This is a genomic window from Variovorax sp. Varisp46 (genome assembly GCF_059491885.1).
Genome location: NZ_CP168515.1, coordinates 4111302 through 4126921 on the forward strand (window position 1 = coordinate 4111302; position 15620 = coordinate 4126921).

The 15620-nt window shown below is 64.3% G+C and carries 14 protein-coding genes and 1 pseudogene; 1 reads left to right on the top strand and 14 read right to left on the bottom strand.

Going from position 1 to position 15620, the window contains the following annotated elements:
• Positions 1–529: 529 nt before the first annotated feature.
• From ACEN9N_RS19475 to ACEN9N_RS19510, 8 genes and pseudogenes are all read right to left on the bottom strand, one after another.
• Positions 530–727 (bottom strand): hypothetical protein, encoded by a 198-nt coding sequence (locus tag ACEN9N_RS19475; protein ID WP_495654319.1) that lies wholly within the window; start codon positions 725–727, stop codon positions 530–532.
• 93 nt (positions 728–820) lie between these two features.
• Positions 821–1408 (bottom strand): annotated as a pseudogene (locus tag ACEN9N_RS19480) (IS3 family transposase); the annotation flags it as partial.
• A 283-nt stretch (positions 1409–1691) separates the two neighbouring features.
• Positions 1692–2138, bottom strand: coding sequence for a TIGR01841 family phasin (gene phaP / locus ACEN9N_RS19485; protein ID WP_495654320.1), 447 nt, complete (start codon positions 2136–2138; stop codon positions 1692–1694).
• A gap of 46 nt (positions 2139–2184) precedes the next feature.
• Complete coding sequence (locus tag ACEN9N_RS19490) at positions 2185–3525, bottom strand: MFS transporter (RefSeq protein ID WP_495654321.1); 1341 nt, start codon at positions 3523–3525, stop codon at positions 2185–2187.
• A 48-nt stretch (positions 3526–3573) separates the two neighbouring features.
• Positions 3574–5226 (bottom strand): wax ester/triacylglycerol synthase family O-acyltransferase, encoded by a 1653-nt coding sequence (locus ACEN9N_RS19495; protein ID WP_495654322.1) that lies wholly within the window; start codon positions 5224–5226, stop codon positions 3574–3576.
• Positions 5227–5277: 51 nt separating this feature from the next.
• Positions 5278–6999, bottom strand: coding sequence for a long-chain-fatty-acid--CoA ligase (locus ACEN9N_RS19500; protein WP_495654323.1), 1722 nt, complete (start codon positions 6997–6999; stop codon positions 5278–5280).
• Positions 7000–7031: 32 nt separating this feature from the next.
• Positions 7032–7811, bottom strand: coding sequence for an esterase/lipase family protein (locus tag ACEN9N_RS19505; RefSeq protein WP_495654324.1), 780 nt, complete (start codon positions 7809–7811; stop codon positions 7032–7034).
• 517 nt (positions 7812–8328) lie between these two features.
• The gene (locus ACEN9N_RS19510; RefSeq protein WP_495654325.1) at positions 8329–9372 is read right to left on the bottom strand and encodes an AraC family transcriptional regulator; all 1044 of its coding nucleotides are present in this window, start codon (positions 9370–9372) and stop codon (positions 8329–8331) included.
• Between the two features lie 307 nt (positions 9373–9679).
• Here ACEN9N_RS19510 and ACEN9N_RS19515 point away from each other — a divergent pair, with 307 nt between their 5' ends.
• A complete protein-coding gene (locus tag ACEN9N_RS19515) occupies positions 9680–10087 on the top strand; it encodes an IS3 family transposase (RefSeq protein ID WP_495654326.1) in 408 nt (135 codons plus the stop codon).
• Positions 10088–10161: 74 nt separating this feature from the next.
• Here ACEN9N_RS19515 and ACEN9N_RS19520 read toward each other — a convergent pair whose 3' ends face one another.
• The 6 genes from ACEN9N_RS19520 to ACEN9N_RS19545 all read right to left on the bottom strand — a co-directional run bounded on the left by ACEN9N_RS19520 (position 10162) and on the right by ACEN9N_RS19545 (position 15495).
• Positions 10162–10509, bottom strand: coding sequence for a DUF2958 domain-containing protein (locus ACEN9N_RS19520; RefSeq protein WP_495654327.1), 348 nt, complete (start codon positions 10507–10509; stop codon positions 10162–10164).
• Positions 10510–10559: 50 nt separating this feature from the next.
• Positions 10560–10976, bottom strand: a complete 417-nt coding sequence (locus ACEN9N_RS19525) for a hypothetical protein (protein WP_495654328.1) — start codon at positions 10974–10976, stop codon at positions 10560–10562.
• Positions 10977–11674: 698 nt separating this feature from the next.
• A complete protein-coding gene (locus tag ACEN9N_RS19530) occupies positions 11675–12109 on the bottom strand; it encodes a hypothetical protein (RefSeq protein WP_495654329.1) in 435 nt (144 codons plus the stop codon).
• 13 nt (positions 12110–12122) lie between these two features.
• The gene (locus ACEN9N_RS19535; RefSeq protein ID WP_495654330.1) at positions 12123–12965 is read right to left on the bottom strand and encodes an AP2 domain-containing protein; all 843 of its coding nucleotides are present in this window, start codon (positions 12963–12965) and stop codon (positions 12123–12125) included.
• A 6-nt stretch (positions 12966–12971) separates the two neighbouring features.
• Complete coding sequence (locus tag ACEN9N_RS19540) at positions 12972–14726, bottom strand: ShlB/FhaC/HecB family hemolysin secretion/activation protein (RefSeq protein WP_495654331.1); 1755 nt, start codon at positions 14724–14726, stop codon at positions 12972–12974.
• Positions 14727–14775: 49 nt separating this feature from the next.
• Positions 14776–15495, bottom strand: coding sequence for a hypothetical protein (locus ACEN9N_RS19545; protein ID WP_495654332.1), 720 nt, complete (start codon positions 15493–15495; stop codon positions 14776–14778).
• Positions 15496–15620 lie beyond the last annotated feature (125 nt).

Genomic DNA, 15620 nt, shown 5'->3' on the forward strand with positions numbered 1-15620 from the left:
TACAGATCAATCCATAAGAAAAGAGTACAGATTGCGCCGAAATGCAGATTCTGGAGCGCCTGTGCCTCGATTGCAGAGGCTTGGCCTGCTCCACGACTCGCAGACGGGAGCCGGGGGTTCAGCAATGCGGGGACCTGTGTGAGCAGCATCGACGCGACGCGCTCCATGAGGAATCGGGGCTGCGCGGTCGCGGCCGCCCGGAGAAGTCTTCGTGTGCGATGTCAACGAAGCCGACTCTGGCAGCTTCCCGGACTACATGACCATGGGAGGCGGCTCCGTCAGGCAACCCGGGGCTACGTCTATGTGCGAATCGAGCATGGGAACCGCACATGCGCCGAAACTTCCTGTCGTGTCCGGATCGCCGCGGCGCGTTCGAACTGAACGGTCGGATTGCTGAGGCAATCACGTGCCACCGCGAGTCGCAGAACCGACTCGCATGAGACGATGCCACCAAGGCGTGCGCCTCCTTCGAACGCCGGCATCATGGGGCCGCTTCCGGCCGATAGTTAGACCCGGCCTGCGTATCGAGCTATGTTCCCAGCTCCTGGAAGGCATGACCGTTGGCCCGCAGTCCTTTCAAGACCGCGGGCGGCAACTCGTTCTCCCAGACATGGCCCTCAAGCTGCCACTGTCCCGCTTCCGCGAGGTCAGGAAGTCCCGAGCCCTTGGGTACATAGAGCCCGAGGGTTGGCTTATGGGGATTGATGTAGAAGTCGAATTCCTGCATATGCGAAATCTCCATACGTGAGCCTGGGGGTGGTCTGACCTGTCCCCCTTTAGACGTGCCAATGTCGAGTTAGCGAGTCCAAGGTTGTGGAGACTACTTGATCTTCGGTGATTGCCTTGCATCGCCAGCGCGCTGGCGATGCAAGGCGGCGAACTTGGCTGGCGAGATGCGGCCCAGCGAACGGTGAGGCCGCACCTCGTTGTAGTCGCGTCGCCAACGGGCGATCTCCCCTGTGGCTTGCGCAAGCGACTCGAACCACTGCTCATTCAGGCACTCGTCGCGGAACTCGCGGTTGAAGCTCTCGATATAGGCGTTCTGAGTCGGACAGCCCACGTCGTTGAGCAGGTGCCGAACGCCGCGTGCAGCAGCCCAAGCCATGAAGGCCCGGCTGGTGAACTCCGGGCCCTGGTCGGTGCGGATCGCCAACGGATAGCCGCCGAACTGCACTGCCTGGTCCAGCAAGCGCACGACGTACTCGCCACCCATGCCGTGGTCCACTGCAATTTCCACGCACTCGCGGCTGAAGTCGTCCACCACCGTCAGGCACTTGATGCGTCGGCCGTTGGCCAGTGCGTCCATCACGAAGTCTGTGCTCCAGGTTTCATTGATGAGTCGGCTGGCTGCCAGCGGCTGGCGCTCGCCGGTGATCCGCTTGACCTTGCGGCGCTTGCGTACCGACAGGTTTATCGCGCAAATGATCCCGACGCGGAGGATAGCCTGCTGCCTCAGCACAAATTCGTCAACGACACGCGCCGCAAAGGCATCATGCTTCAGCGGCACCGCGCATCGATCTGACGAATGAAGTCTGACCACACCGCGTGCGCTAGCCACTGCGGCTAGCAGCACGCCGGCTCGGCAAGCCTTCCATCGAGCCGTTGATCGAGTTAGGAATAGTCTCGATATCCAGCCTTGATAGACGGTGGGCGACATGCGCGAGGCCGTGCCGGGGCATCAGGCGCGGAGCTTACTTCGGCTGCAACAGCTTCTGCAGGTTGGCCATGTTTTCGTTCAGGCGGTCCTGCACCACCTTCCAGCTGTTGTTGCGCGCCTGCGCTTCCAGCTGCGCCAGTTCGCGGAAGTTGTCGAGGGCCTGCTGCACGCCGCGCTGCGCGGCCTCGGTTTGCCTGGAGGTCGCGTCCTTGCCGGTAGCGTCCTTCAGCGCGTCCTGCCACTGGGCCAGCGTCTCGCGCAGGATCTCGCCACGCCGTTGGGCGAGCGACTGGATGCCTTCATAGGCCTGCCGGTTGGCCTCGGCCAGCGCCTCCATGTCCTTGCGCTGCCACTCCACGAGCGCGCTGACGTCCACACCGGGGAGCTTGAGCTGTTCGATCAGCTTGCCGAAATCTTCCATCGACGGCAGTGCGGCGGGAAAGAGCGGGTTGGCGTTGGCTGCGTTCTTGCTGGTTGCCATGAATTGAATCTCCTTGGATGAATGAAAGGACGGGGAAACAGGGAACTCAGGCCGGTGCGAACTGCGTGCGCGTGGCGGCGGCGGGCCGCATCACGCGCAGCAGGACCACGCCGGACAACAGCCATAGCCCGATCGCCAGGAACATGCTGTTGTCCGAGCTGCCGGTGGCGGTCGTGATCCACGCGGTGACCACCGGCATCACGGCGGGCCCCAGGTTGCCCAGGCTGCTGATGAGCGCGATGCCGCCGGCCGCCGACTTGCGCGGCAGGTACTCGCTGATGGCCGCGAAGAAGATCGGCGTGTTGGCCGACTGGCCGATGCTCATGACCGCAAGCCCTGCCAGCGCCAGCACCAAGTTGCCGCCGCTGAAGACCGCCACCAGCAGGCCCGCCGATGCCAGCGCCACGCAGAAGAAGAAGTGCTTGCGCCGCTCCAGGTGCCTGTCGGAGCTGCGCCCGACGAACACCATGCCGATGGCGCCGAAGATCCCCGGTATCGCCGACAGCAGGCCGACCATGAACACGTCGCCCACGCCCCAGTTCTTGATGAGCGTCGGCACCAGGAACACCAGCGTGTAGTTGGCGCCCAGGAACAGGAAGTACACAAAGGCCATCGTGAAGACCTTGGGGTCGCGCAGCAGCGCCCAGAACGAGCCGTGCGATGCGGTCTCCACGGCATGCGGTTCGTTGTCCAGGTGGTGGCGCAACGCGACCTTCTCGGACGGCGTGAGCCAGCCGGCCTGCTCGGGCTTGTCCTTCAGGTAGAAGAACGCGACGATGCCCAGCACCGAGGCCGGCAGGCCCTGCACCACAAACAGCCACTGCCATCCATGGTGACCACCCAGGCCGTTCATGTACTTCATGATCCAGCCCGAGAGCGGGCCGGCCAGCAGGTAGCCGATGGCCGTGGCCGTCATGAAGATCGAGATGACCTTGCAGCGCCGCGCCGAGGGGTACCAGTAGGTGAGGTACAGGATGATTCCGGGGAAGAAGCCTGCCTCGAACGCGCCGAGCAGGAAGCGCAGCACGTAGAACTGCGTGGTCGTCTCCACGAACATCATGGCCGAGGCCACGATCCCCCAGCAGAACATGATGCGCAGCAGCGTCTTGCGCGCGCCGATCTTCTCGAGCACCAGGTTGCTCGGCACCTCGAAGAGAAAGTAGCCGATGAAGAAGATGCCCGCGCCCAGCGCGTAGGCCTCGTTGCTGAAGGCCAGCGTCTGCTTCATCTGCAGCTGCGCGAAGCCGATGTTGATGCGATCGATGAACGCGACGATGTAGCAGAGGATCAACAGCGGCAGCAGGTGCCAGCTGACTTTCGAAAACAAAGCCTCGTCCGCCGCGTTGTACGGCGCGCGGGCGGGAGCCTGCGCAGGGGTGGGGGTCATGGTCTCGCTTCCTTTCAGGGGCCGATCGGTGACCGGTGCGCCGGCCGGCTAGTCCGCGGAGGCCGCCGCGGCCGCGGCGCCACGCTTGCCCTTGGCAACCGCCGCCGGCTTGCGCGGTGCGCGCGGCTTCTTGCCGGCTGGCGCGGAAGCAGCTGTGGCAGTGGCACCACGGGCTTTGGAAGCGGCCGGCGCCTTCGCGCGGCGCGGGGCCGCGGCCGCCTTGGCAGGGACGGGCCGGGCCTCGGCCTCGGTTTCTTTCGTGACCGCCGGCCTGGCAGCGCCTTCCACGCTCGGCAGTCGCTCGATCTGCCGTAGCGCCGCGCGCAGGTGACCGATCAGCTCGTACGACTCTTCTTGCGACAGGATGCGGCGGCACGCCGTGATCCCGAAGTCGAGCGAGCCCGCGTAGCTCTGGACGGTGATGTTCAGCGCGTTGCCGTGGTACGGAATGGAGACTGGGTAGAAGTGCTCCATGCGCGCACCGGCCACGTAGAGCGTGGCGCCGGGACCCGGCACGTTCGAGATCAGCACGTTCGCCGTGGGCGGCAGCCTGCGCGCCAGGTTGGAGCGGCCGAACAGCGAGGCCAGGCTGGTCATGAGCCAGGGCGAACCGGTGATCGGCATGTCCACGCCGAGCACCGGCTTGAGTTCGCGCACCACGGCCTTGGCGGCCTCCGACGACGCATGGATCGCCTTGAAGCGTTCGGCCGGATCGGCGATGTCGGTGGCCAGGTCGACGCGCACCATCGACACCTGGTTGTTCATCGAATCGTCGCCCTCCGCACGCAGGCTCACGGGCACGCCGGCGATCAGCGCGTCCCTCGGCAGCAGGTTGCGCTCCTTCAGGAAGCGGGCCAGCGCCTCGCTGCACATCGCCATTACGATGGTGTTGACGGTGCCGCCCACGCGCTTGCCCAAGGCTTTCAGCTCGTCGAAGGGCAGCGAGAGCGTGCTGTACGAGCGCTGGTTGGTGATGGCGTCGTTGAACATGCTCTTGGGCGCCATGCCCAGGCTCAGGCGGCGCTGGCCTTTGCCGGTCTGCTGGCTCGCGAGCACGCTGCCGGCCGCGGTGAGCGCGCGCGCGGCGGCCGGCAGCAGCTCGGCGAGCTTGCGGTACTGGCGCGCCGAGTTGGACACCGCCGCCTGCAGCAATTCGGCCACGCCGAGCTGGTAGTGGCTGCCGTTGCCGCGCTTGCGGCGCGCGGGCGGCACCTCACGCATCTGCGCCGTGGTGTCGTAGAGCACCTTCGCCAGCTCGGTGCCGGCCTTGCCGTCGACGCCGCTGTGGTGGGCCTTGGTGTAGAAGGCCACCTGGCCGTTCTCTAGGCCTTCGATGACGTACATCTCCCACAGCGGACGGCTGCGGTCGAGCAGGCTCGAATGCAGCCGCGCCACAAGGTGGTGCAGCTGTTCCATGGTGCCGGGCCGGCGCAGCGTGAGGCTGCGCACGTGATAGTCGAGGTCGATGTCGTCGTCGTCGATCCACACCGGCTCGGCCAGCTCGAAGGGCATCTGCGCGAGCTTGCGTGTCAGCACCGACGCCAGGTGCAATCGCTTGCCTAGCATGCCCTTCACGTCTTCGTAGTAGTCGCCCCGGTAGCCCTCGGGCAGGTCCAGGAGCATGAGGCTGCCGACGTGCATCGGCGTCTCGGGAGTTTCAAGGTGCAGGAACGACGCGTCCATGCTGCTCAGGTGGTCCATGGCGTGACCTCTTTCGTCGGTGGATCGGTTGGGAATCGGGGGCGGTTGCGTTCAGGCCGTGGCTGCGGCCACCGCCTGGTTGCGCAGCTCTTCGTCGATGAGGTCTTTCTTGGAGAGCTTGCCCACCGCCGTCTTGGGCAGCGCGGCGCGGATCTCCAGGGCCTGCACCATCTCGTGCTTGCCCACGCGCTCTTTGAGGAAGGCCTGCAGCTGCGCCAGCGTGAAGGGCTCGGCGCCGGCCTTGAGCATCACGAAGGCCTTGGGCGACTGGCCGCGGTATTCGTCGGCCACGCCGATCACTGCCACCTCGTTGACCGAGGGGTGCTGGTAGATGGCTTCCTCGAGCACGCGCGGATAGACGTTGTAGCCGCTGCACAGCAGCATGTCCTTGCAGCGGTCAACGATGAAGACGAAGCCGTCCTTGTCCATGTAGCCCACGTCGCCGGTGCGAAAGAAGCCGTCGAAAGTGGTGCTTTCGGCCGTGGCCTCGGGCTTGTTCCAGTAGCCCTTCATCACGTTGGGGCCCTGGATGCACATCTCGCCCTTCTCGCCCGGCGGCACGTAGCGCGTGGGGTCCTCGAGGTCGAGCATCTTGATGACCACGCCCGGATGCGGAATGCCGCACGAGCCGGCCTTGCGCTGCCCGTGCGCGGGCGAGAAGGTGCCGGTGGGCGATGTCTCGGTCATGCCCCAGCCTTCGGCCAGCCAGGTGCCGGTGATGGCGCGGAAACGCTCGCCGACCTCCATCGGCAGCGGTGCACCGCCCGAGTTACACAGCTTCAGCGAGCGCAGGTCGTACTGCGGCGCGTCGGGGTCGCCGATGACCGCGGTGAACATGGTGGGCACGCCGCAGAAGGTCGTGAGCTTCTTTTCGGCGATGTCGCGCAGCGCGGCCTTGGGGTCGAAGCGCAGGTGCTGCACGATCTCGGCGGCCAGACGCACGCCCAGCAGCAGGTTGACCGTGAGCGCGTAGATGTGGAACGGCGGCAGCACCGCGAGGAGCCGCTCGGTGCCTATCTGCAGCACCGGCGGCGTGCCCGACTGCGTGATCACCACCTGTTCGCAGGCCGACGAGAGGTTCGCGTGCGTGAGCATCGCGCCCTTGGGCAGGCCGGTGGTGCCGCCCGTGTACTGCAGGATGGCGAGCGTCTCGCGTGGATCGCCGATTGGGCGCAGCGTGTAGCGGCCGTCGTTGTCGAGCAGCTCGGAAAAGCGCAGGTGGTGCTCGTCGCCGGAGATCTCGACCGTCTCGTTCTTCGCCTTCATTTGCGCGGCCACCTGCTCGGGCGCGCCTGTCATCTCGGCCAGGTTGCCGACAATGAGCTTCTTCAGCCGCGTCTTGCCGAGCATCGCGGCCATCTGTGGGTACAGCGCCGCCAGGTCAAGCGTGATGAGGAAGTCGGTCTGGCTGTCCTCGATCTTGTGCTCGAGCACCTTCGCCGCATCGAGCGGCGAGTAGTTGACCACCGTGCCACCGGCCTGCAGCACGCCGAACAGCGCCACGAGGTAGTGGGGCGTGTTGGGCAGGAACAGACCCACGTGCACGCCGGGGCCCACGCCCAGGGCCTGCAGTCCCTTGGCGGCGCGGTCGACCAGCGCGCCCAGCTCGCGGTAGTTCAGGCGCTTGCCCATGAAGTCGATGGCCGGGCGATCGGGATAGCCGGCCACCGCATCGGTCAGGATCTGCTGGACTGGCTTGGGCGTGATGGTCTCGTCCCACTTCACGCCTTCGGGGTAGGAGGCCAGCCAGGGCTTGTCGTTGCTGCGGTTCATGTGTTGTCTCCGGATGAGGGTGATGCGATGGATCAGGCGGCCTGGCGCACATCGCGGTGCGGGTCGAGGTAGAGCAGGCGGCGCAGGCCTTCGCGGCGGAACGGCTTCCACTCGCCTTCGGGCTGCGCCAGCCGGTCGGCAATCGCGTAGAGCACCACGGGGTTGTGGCCGAGCCCGCAGTGGCTGCCCTCGACCTCGATGTTTTCCGAGGTCGCGGTCTCGCGTTCGCGGCAGCCCTGCCAGGCGACGATGCCGTCGGTGCGGCTGTAGATGGCGCTGGCCGGCACGGGCGGCGGCGTGCGCATGCGTTCGCGCTCGGGCCAGTCCTCGACCTTGCGCTCGCTCACCATCTCGTACAGCCGCCACGCGTTGCTCGCGCGCGGCTCGCCCGCGAAGGGACTGCCCAGCGTGATGACGCTGCGCACCTGCGACGGCGCGCGGCGTGCGAGCTCGCGTGCGAACACGCCGCCCAGGCTCCAGCCGACGATGCTTACCTTGCGGCCATAGCGCGCGTGCAATTCGGCCAGCCGCTCCTGCATTTGGTCTTCCACGCCAGGCCGCGGTCCGAAGTTGGGCCCGAGCTTCCATCCGTGCGCGCGGTAGCCGCGGTCGCGCAGGAAGGCGCGCAACGGCTGCGTCGATGCATCGCTGGCCGACAGGCCGGGCAGCACGAGCACCGGGTGCCCGTCGCCCGATGGGGCCATCCGCAGCATCGGCGCCATGGTGAAGAAGGCCGACAGTTCGGCGACAGCGCGCCACTCGAGCATGAGCAGGCGACGGGACGGTGGGGCGGCGGCGGAGGTTGCGGTCATGGTTTTTTCTCGGTGGGGGGAAGGGTCGAAAAGGCCCACGCGGGCGGTGCGGGCACGGCATGCCCGTCGCCGAACGCGATGGCACGCGCGGCGAGTTCGCAGGCGATGCGAGAATCAGGAAAGGAAGCGCCGTTCCTGCCGTGATGGCGGTCCGGGGCTGTAGCGGCCACATGCGTGCATGGTGTGAACCCGCCGCGTGCTGCCGATCGGTGCCGGATGGTCCGGCACCCGCGAGATGCATCCATGTTGTCTCCTGTCGGCCTCGTCCGTGCCATCGCTGGGCTCGGATCGGGCGTCATGTCTTGTTTGATCTGAGCGCGATCTTTCCGCGAGGCCTGCGGCAAGGAAAGGTGCATTCAGACCAGTTCGCGGTGATTTCGGGACGCGATCCGCGGGGCCCTTTGCGCGGTCCGATGCCGCTCGCGCACACGTGCACGCGGCCCTCGCGAAGTGAAGGATGCAGGGGGTGCGCGATGCCGGGTTCGGCATCGCGCATGGCGCTCAGCGGCTCAGGATTTCAGGGCCTTGGCGCGCGGTAGTCCTGCGGGCTTCGCCCGGTCCAGCGAAAGAAGGCATGGCGGAAGTTCGAGGCATCGCTGTAGCCCAGCCGCTCGGCAATTTCCTCGGTGGTCATGCGCGTGGTGCGCAGGTATTCGATGGCGAGCACGCGGCGCACGTCCGCAAGAATGCCGCGGTAGTTGGTGCCTTCGGCCTCCAGCCGCCGGCGCAGCGTGCGCGGATGGATCGACAGCTCGGCCGCCATCGGTTCGATGGTGGGAAAGCGCCACGGCATGTGGTCGATGAGCGTGCGGCGTACCACCGATGAAACGCCGCCGGAGCGCGGCAGGTCGGCCAGCACCTGCTGGCACATCTCGCTCACCATCGCATGCGTGACCGAATCCGGCAGGCGCGAGGGATGGTCGATCCACGGCGCGCCGATGCACAGCTCGTCGCGGTCCTGCCCGAACGTGGCCGGGCAACGGAACAGCGTGCGGTACGCACTGAGATCCTCGGGCTCGCGAAAGCGCACCTGCAGGGACGAGAAGCCGAACGACGGGCCGTACAGGTCGCGTCCCAGCCGCAGGTGCGCCGCCATCGCGAACTCGAGCGCGAAGCGATAGAGCGCATCGTCCGGGTCGGCTGACAGCAGCACTTCATAAGGCAGGACGCCGACCGCGCCTTCTCGCAGGTAGGCCACCGGTCCGGCCACGGGGCCCATGACGCGGTTGTACTTGATGACGAAGTCCATCAGGTCCGCATGCGTCGGACTGCTCAGCAGGCCGTAGCCATACATGCCATAGGCCGTGAGGTGCATGCGGATACCCGCGCGGAACGCGACCGTGGGACCGGGCGCCAGGCGCACGGCGTTGCGGAACACGGCGGCGGCCTGTCCGTAGGAGATCCGCATCGACGGCTGTCGCAGGTCTTCCTCGCCGATGCCGCTTCCCGTGAGGGCTTGTCCCGGCGCAATGCCTTCCTCGACGAGGGTGGCGACGATGGCTGCGACACGTTGCGGTCCGTAGACGCGTGACTCGAAGTCGGGTGGCGAACGGTACGGCAAATCAATCCCTTCAGAACACTTCTCTCTTCGATCGCGAAGGCCGCGAGGGGCCCGCGTTTTCGAAGGTGGCCGCGAGGATATCGAAGCGACAAGGGGCGCCAGATGCGGAATTTCCCGATAGCGCGAAATTGTCCTGAAGTCACTCCCGGGAGGTCTGAACGAACCTTTCTGGCTGCCGGTATCTGGGGTGACCCCGCAGGCCAGGCGCGAGGCCGCTGCCAGGATGGTTCAGGAACTGTCCATCAGCGAGCGCCGCGCCTGTCGCTATGCGGGGTTGTCCAGAACCAGCTACCGGGAGCCGCCCAGCATGAACGAGTCCACGGCCAGCCTGAGCACGCGCATCGTCGAGTTGGCGCACGAGCGCCGGCGCTTTGGCTACCGGCGCATCCACGACCTGTTGAGTCTTGAAGGCCACCAGGTGAACCACAAACGTGTGTGGCGCCTGTACAAGCTGGCCAACCTGTCGGTGCGCAAGCGCCGCAAGGTCAAACACCCCACTGGCGAGCGCCAGCCCCTGGCAGCCAGCCAGCACGTCAATGACACCTGGAGCGCAGACTTCGTGATGGACGCGCTGGCAGTCCATGCCGGCCTTCCGCGCCCAGACTTCGATGGGCTGCTTGGGAGGCAGTTGGTTGCCCAGCTCGTGCCGCGGGGTTTGGCCGACGTAGGCCATTTTTTCGATGAGATGTGCCATGGGGGAAGGTGTCCTTGCTGACGGGTGAAGAAGAAAGAAAAGCCCGCACGAGGCGGGCTTCGCAGGAGGAATGCCGCGGTGCGGCGGTTGAGGAGTCAACTGACGATGCGGCCAGCGGCCCGGGCCAGACGCGCGTAGGCACTGAGAGGTTTGTCGGCACGCCAGTGCAGATCACGCTCGATGTCCAGGGTACCGCCCATCAGCCGGATGGAGGCCAGTGCCCGAACGGAGAGGTGGCCGATTTCGGGACTGCCCAGGCCCAGGTCGGCCAGGCCGTAGGCGATGTCCTCATCGTCGGGGTCCAGCTCGGTAATCAGCCAGGTCGCAGCACCACACGGGTTGAACCACTTGAGCACGGGCCAGGGGTCGAAGTGCGGGTTGTCGCGCGCGGTATTGCCGTTGGCCAGCAGCAGGATGCGCAATTCGGGCGTGATGGGGTCCAAGGGAAGTCCAGAATGAAAGGGGTGGGGAAGAAGAGACGGCGCAAGGGCTATCAGCGGCGAGCAACTGAGAAGGTGTGGCCGCAGCCCAGGCAGCGACGGTTGCGCAGGATCGCGTCGTCGACGGCTTCACCGAGTGCCGCGCCGACAGCGCAGCCGGCGATGCCGCCACTCAGGCCTCCGAGGATGGCGCCGGCAACGACACCGAATGGCATCGTCGCTGTAGCTGCAGCGACGACCATGGCCATGCCGATCTCGGCGCCCGTGATGGCGCCGGACAGCGCACCAGAAATACCGCCAGCCGCGCCGGCGACGGTGCCGATCGCGGCGCCAGTCTTCTTGCCGGTGTCGCGCGGAATGGTCCGCGGTGAATGGCAGGCCGGGCAGGCAAGGTTCGGTGATGTCGCGAATGTCTGGTGCTGAGGGAAAGGTTCATCGTCGAAAGTGGTGGATGTGAAATCGTGGTCCATGAGATACGGGGCGATCAAGAACGAGGAGCCCCTTGGAGAAGAGAGAGGACACGCCCGGGCGAAGCCAGACGGCACAAAGCCCAGCGCGGCGGTGAGGCCGGGCTGGGCTTTGGTGGAAAGGGATGGACGTTCTACCGTCTATCCAATGCCGTCATATGGGGCTGAAAATTTTTGGAGTCGTCGCGATGGCTAGCTCTTGCGATCCAGACCTCAGAGCAAGCCCACCGATAGCTAACCTAAAAGGCACTGCGGTACGAGCCTATGGGCATGTAGGTCAAGAAAGGAAACCTGCAGGCCATGAACGGCAAACCTGCTCAGGCGTTGACAACGAAGCCGTTCGCTATCAACGGCTGCTCCATACGTGACCAAACTTCTGACTCAAGGTATATCGTCTCAACTGTGCCGTCGGCCAAGGTGAGCCGATAAGCCCTCTTCCCGTAGAGCAACGCAGCGCTGAGCGTGCGTTGATTCTCAAACTCGGTGACCGCGATGAATCGTTCGCTCTGTGGCGTGACTCTCTTGAAGAACACATCTACCCCCTGAATGAAATTGAGCCTGTCGAATTGTCAAGGCACTGCCGCGAGAAATCGTCGACCGTACACCTTCGGCAGATGGATCTGCGCGCCATCAGAACTCTTGAAGATATCGATCACGTAGTTCTGCCCATTCTCTACTGTAGAGGCAGTGCAATATCGTGACTACTCACGGTGACGCCGAATCTTGAGCGTTTGTGCAGCAAGAAGAAAGAGCGTGCAGAAATGAATGAAGTTCGGTTCGCCAAGCAACGCAAAAGTCAGTCCTTGAGGGTGCGACGACAAATGCGAGAAGGCGATGCGTATGCACAAGGCTAGAAGGGTGCAACCGATCACCGGCCCCCAGCTGAACAGGTCGTTATCTGCCAGTCGCGAATTCAGCGTGAGGACGAGGTACATCCAACCCCAAACGAAAACATAAGCGCTAAACACAAGAATCGGCAAGAGCAACAGATCCCAAGAAATAGTCGGCGTTCGAAGCGCATCATTGGAAAACCAGGTGGTCATCGACAGCGCACAGAACGTGATCAGCAACGGGCGCGTACTGACGTTGTTGAGGACTTCGAGAAATTCTTTCAGTGGCATGTAGCGTTCGGTCAATATCGTCGTTCTGTCACCTGGGCTTCCGGGTCCGCGGCTTTTTCGCGCGCTGTGACTCGGCCCTCATTTTCAGGTGCTTCTCGCGGGCCGCGACTGCCAGGGCTTTCGCCTGCTCATCGCCGTGGACCTTGATCGAAAACGATTCGCTCACCCTCTTGTCACCGACATGGGTCGCAGCCGTCCACCGTGCGGGTCGCCCCTTTGCATCCTTGGTCAAGACAACGCCAACGACGCCCGATGGATTCGGAGTTCGCACGATTTCTGCGAGATCGATCCGTCTCGGCAGCGGAACCGGCTCGCGTGGTGGTGCGATTCTGACTGTGACCTCCGATGGGTGAACACGTTGCAGGCCCGTCATTTGCCGCAACTGCTTCTGTCGCTCGGCGATGGCGAGGCGCTTGGCTTCGGCCGCACCATAGCGACTCACGCTGAATTGCTTGGCGACTTTCTGTCCGGGGAACAACTGTGTCATGGCTCGCCAGGCTATCGGTTCACCTCTTGCGTCGAGTCGACACAGCACACCGGGAATACCCGTTTTACTGTCGGAGCGCAGCTTTTCGGCAAGTTTGCGGCGTGACGCAGGGGGGTACTTCTTGACCACCTCATCTCGCCACGCCTGCGCAAGCAGGAGTGCAGCCTCCTCTCCGCCGTGAATGCCGAAGGAGAACGCCTTGGAATAGACGACGCGCCCGCGCTTCAGGATCACCGCCCAATTCTTATCCTTGGCCGAACGATGGATGCCGTACATGGCCGCTGCATGAAATGTCCATTGCGCGGTCGGCACCTCGTGCTTTGGCGCTGAATCAACGTTCGCATGCGCGGAGGCATTACGGATCTTGGGCTTGATCTTTGCCATTTCGCTTCAAAAGCTCGCGTTTAGGTTGAAGCCCAGCGTCACCTTGGCGGTGCGATAGCCCTCGGGCTTGCTGATGGGCGTGCCGATGAAGAAGTCGTAGCTCAGCTTGGTCCACTGGCCTCGGACACCGATGACGGCGCCTGCCAGGCTGCGGCCAAGAAGGCCGGCGGTCGAGCGGCCGCCCACGTGCCCGTAGTCCATGCCTGCATAGAGCTCCGCCCCGCTCTGGCCCATGGCCCAACCGATGTCGTTGCGGACCAGCACTCCGCGGTCTCCCAGCAGACTGGTCTCGCCGTCAAAGCCGCGGACCGTGTAGCGGCCACCAATGGCGAACCGGTCCTGCGGCGTCAGCGGCGTGCGGTTCCATTGCGCACGGATCAGCCCGGCGTAGCGCAGCTTCTGTTCGCCGAGCTTGAACGGGGCATTGAGGCTGATGTCGGCGGTGTACAGCTTCAGGCGCGAGGTGCCCTCGAGCGGCTCGCTGGGATTGTTGCGGTAGGCAATCTCCTCCGATGCGGCCCTGGCACCAAAGCCACCCGTGCCGCGCTTGTAGGCGAGCGTACCTTCGAGCGTCGCATCGCCGATGAACTCCTTGTGGTTCAGGCTGAATTCCCAGCCGCCGACCACGGAGTGTTGCACCGGCAATTCCGTATCTTCGATGAAGTTGCGCGACTCACGACGCCAACCTTTGACGGCCACCATCGTCTTGCGGTGCTGATCGCGATAGATCAGGCGAGAGAGCTTGACCTCGGCGTTGTTGGTCTTGCCGGCATAGACGATGTTTCCATTCAGGCCGGCCGCGCTTTGATGGTGCTGGCCGTTGGAGGCCGTGAAGCCCAGCAGCCAGTAGCCGTACGGCAGCGAGTAATGGGCCGTCTGACCCTCGGTGCCATAGCTCGGCTCCGAAAGGAAGTGGCTGTTGATGCTGTGGTTGGCGCTGACGTAGAACAGGTCGTTCAGGCCGAAGGGGTTGTCCAGGGACAGGGTTGCACCGGCCTGGTAGCGGCCCGTAGCTTTGGTGCCGCTGTCGTCCAGGCTGAGGGTGACGCGCCATTTCTTGGACTGGACGTACTTGACGATCAGGTCGCTGTCACCGGGACGCGCATTCGGCGCGGTCGAGGGCTCGATCTGGATGTCGGCTTCGGCCGTGGGTGCGCGCTTGAGGTTCTCCAGGCCCTGCTCGATGTCGCGCAGGTTCAGGAGGTCGCCAGGACGCGCGGGAACGGCCGTGGCCAGCAAGGCAGAACTGCCGAGCAACGTCGACGAAGAATCCGGCGTCGTGCGAATGGCGGCGATGCGGCCGGGGACGAGCGACAGGGTCAAGGTGCCGCTAGAGAGATCCTGCGGTGCGGCGAGGACTCGGGTGGTGACAAAGCCGCGTGCGATGACGGCCTGCTGGGCGCGCGCCAGGACCACGTTGACGCCGGCCGTGCCCAGGCAGCGGCCAACCGGTGAGTCGTTGCCCTCAGGACCGGACAGATCGGCCACGGCCCACTGGAAGGATTCGGACTGCTCACCGACCAGCAGCACCCTGTCGATGCGGAAGCACGGCGACTCGGAGTCGGGGATGCGCTGAACCGGAGCCGGAGGAGCGGCCTGAGGGCGCTGGTCGACAGTGCGTTCGTTCTGCTCGCGCAGGGCACGCTCGCGCTCCTGTTGGCGTTGCTGCTCGACGAAGGGCTGCGGCGTGGTAGGAGACTGTTGGGCCAAGGCTAACAGTGGACCGGCCGCAATGACAGCAGCCAACGTGTTGCGCTTCAAATCAAACTCCCTCTCTACTTGACCAAGTTGATGGCCAAGACTCACATAGTCAACGGACGGTGACCGCGGTCTTGGGCACCGGCGTAGTTTTTTCTCTAATGTTTGCAGCGATCTTTGCTGCCAAAGCATCGACCGCGACGTCGTAGCTCTGCGCAACCTGTTGCGGACGGTCATACAGTTCGTTGAAACTCGACCAGTGATGACGAGGGTCTGCCGGAATGCTGCCCGACGTGCTTCCATCTGCGTCAGCGCCATAGCGAATGTCCTCGCCATAAATCTCATCCCCGCTCGATGGGTGCAAGAGGAAAGCGCTCAGGTTGACTCGCGGGACGTAGTCCAGCGAGAAACGAGCGGAATACATGCCGACCTCGTTGAGATAGATGTGCAAGACGGGATCGTTCGTCGGCAAGCGCGAATAGTCGATGCTGTCCGGCGAGTCCGCAGGTCTCACAACCCCTTCGAGCGCCTGCACGTCATAACCCTGAGCGGTCAGTTCACGCACCAGCGCAGCCGTCAGCTTGGGCCCCATGTCTTTACGCACTGCTTCCATGCGCTTGTCGAAGTCCGAGCTCTTGATGCGGTCGGCCAGTGACTGCCATAAGACGCCAAGCGGAATACCCTTGTTCTCGGTGTACATCTTGGCAATAGGGGCCACGGGAATCACCTTAATACGGGTCACCGGTATTTGCGGTGCAGGCGTGACGGGTGATCGAGCGCAGCTGACCAATGCGCCGAGCACTAAAAGAGAAGAGAAGAAGCTGATTCGCATAAAAATTATTATTGAGGCTCAGTATGCCCTGGCAAACTACACCCAATAAGGGAATGCGAGCATACCGCCCTTGAGGCGGCATCAAGAGATGATCGCGAAAAGGCTCTATTCAACCCGGCAATGCG

Excerpts from the sequence above, each read along its gene's own strand:
- ACEN9N_RS19505 (WP_495654324.1), bottom strand. The coding sequence starts at position 7,811 with ATGACCGCAACCTCCGCCGCCGCCCCACCGTCCCGTCGCCTGCTCATG.
- ACEN9N_RS19515 (WP_495654326.1), top strand. The coding sequence starts at position 9,680 with ATGAACGAGTCCACGGCCAGCCTGAGCACGCGCATCGTCGAGTTGGCG.
- ACEN9N_RS19535 (WP_495654330.1), bottom strand. The coding sequence starts at position 12,965 with ATGGCAAAGATCAAGCCCAAGATCCGTAATGCCTCCGCGCATGCGAAC.
- ACEN9N_RS19495 (WP_495654322.1), bottom strand. The coding sequence starts at position 5,226 with ATGGACCACCTGAGCAGCATGGACGCGTCGTTCCTGCACCTTGAAACT.
- ACEN9N_RS19525 (WP_495654328.1), bottom strand. The coding sequence starts at position 10,976 with ATGGACCACGATTTCACATCCACCACTTTCGACGATGAACCTTTCCCT.
- phaP (WP_495654320.1), bottom strand. The coding sequence starts at position 2,138 with ATGGCAACCAGCAAGAACGCAGCCAACGCCAACCCGCTCTTTCCCGCC.
- ACEN9N_RS19475 (WP_495654319.1), bottom strand. The coding sequence starts at position 727 with ATGCAGGAATTCGACTTCTACATCAATCCCCATAAGCCAACCCTCGGG.
- ACEN9N_RS19545 (WP_495654332.1), bottom strand. The coding sequence starts at position 15,495 with ATGCGAATCAGCTTCTTCTCTTCTCTTTTAGTGCTCGGCGCATTGGTC.
- ACEN9N_RS19500 (WP_495654323.1), bottom strand. The coding sequence starts at position 6,999 with ATGAACCGCAGCAACGACAAGCCCTGGCTGGCCTCCTACCCCGAAGGC.
- ACEN9N_RS19490 (WP_495654321.1), bottom strand. The coding sequence starts at position 3,525 with ATGACCCCCACCCCTGCGCAGGCTCCCGCCCGCGCGCCGTACAACGCG.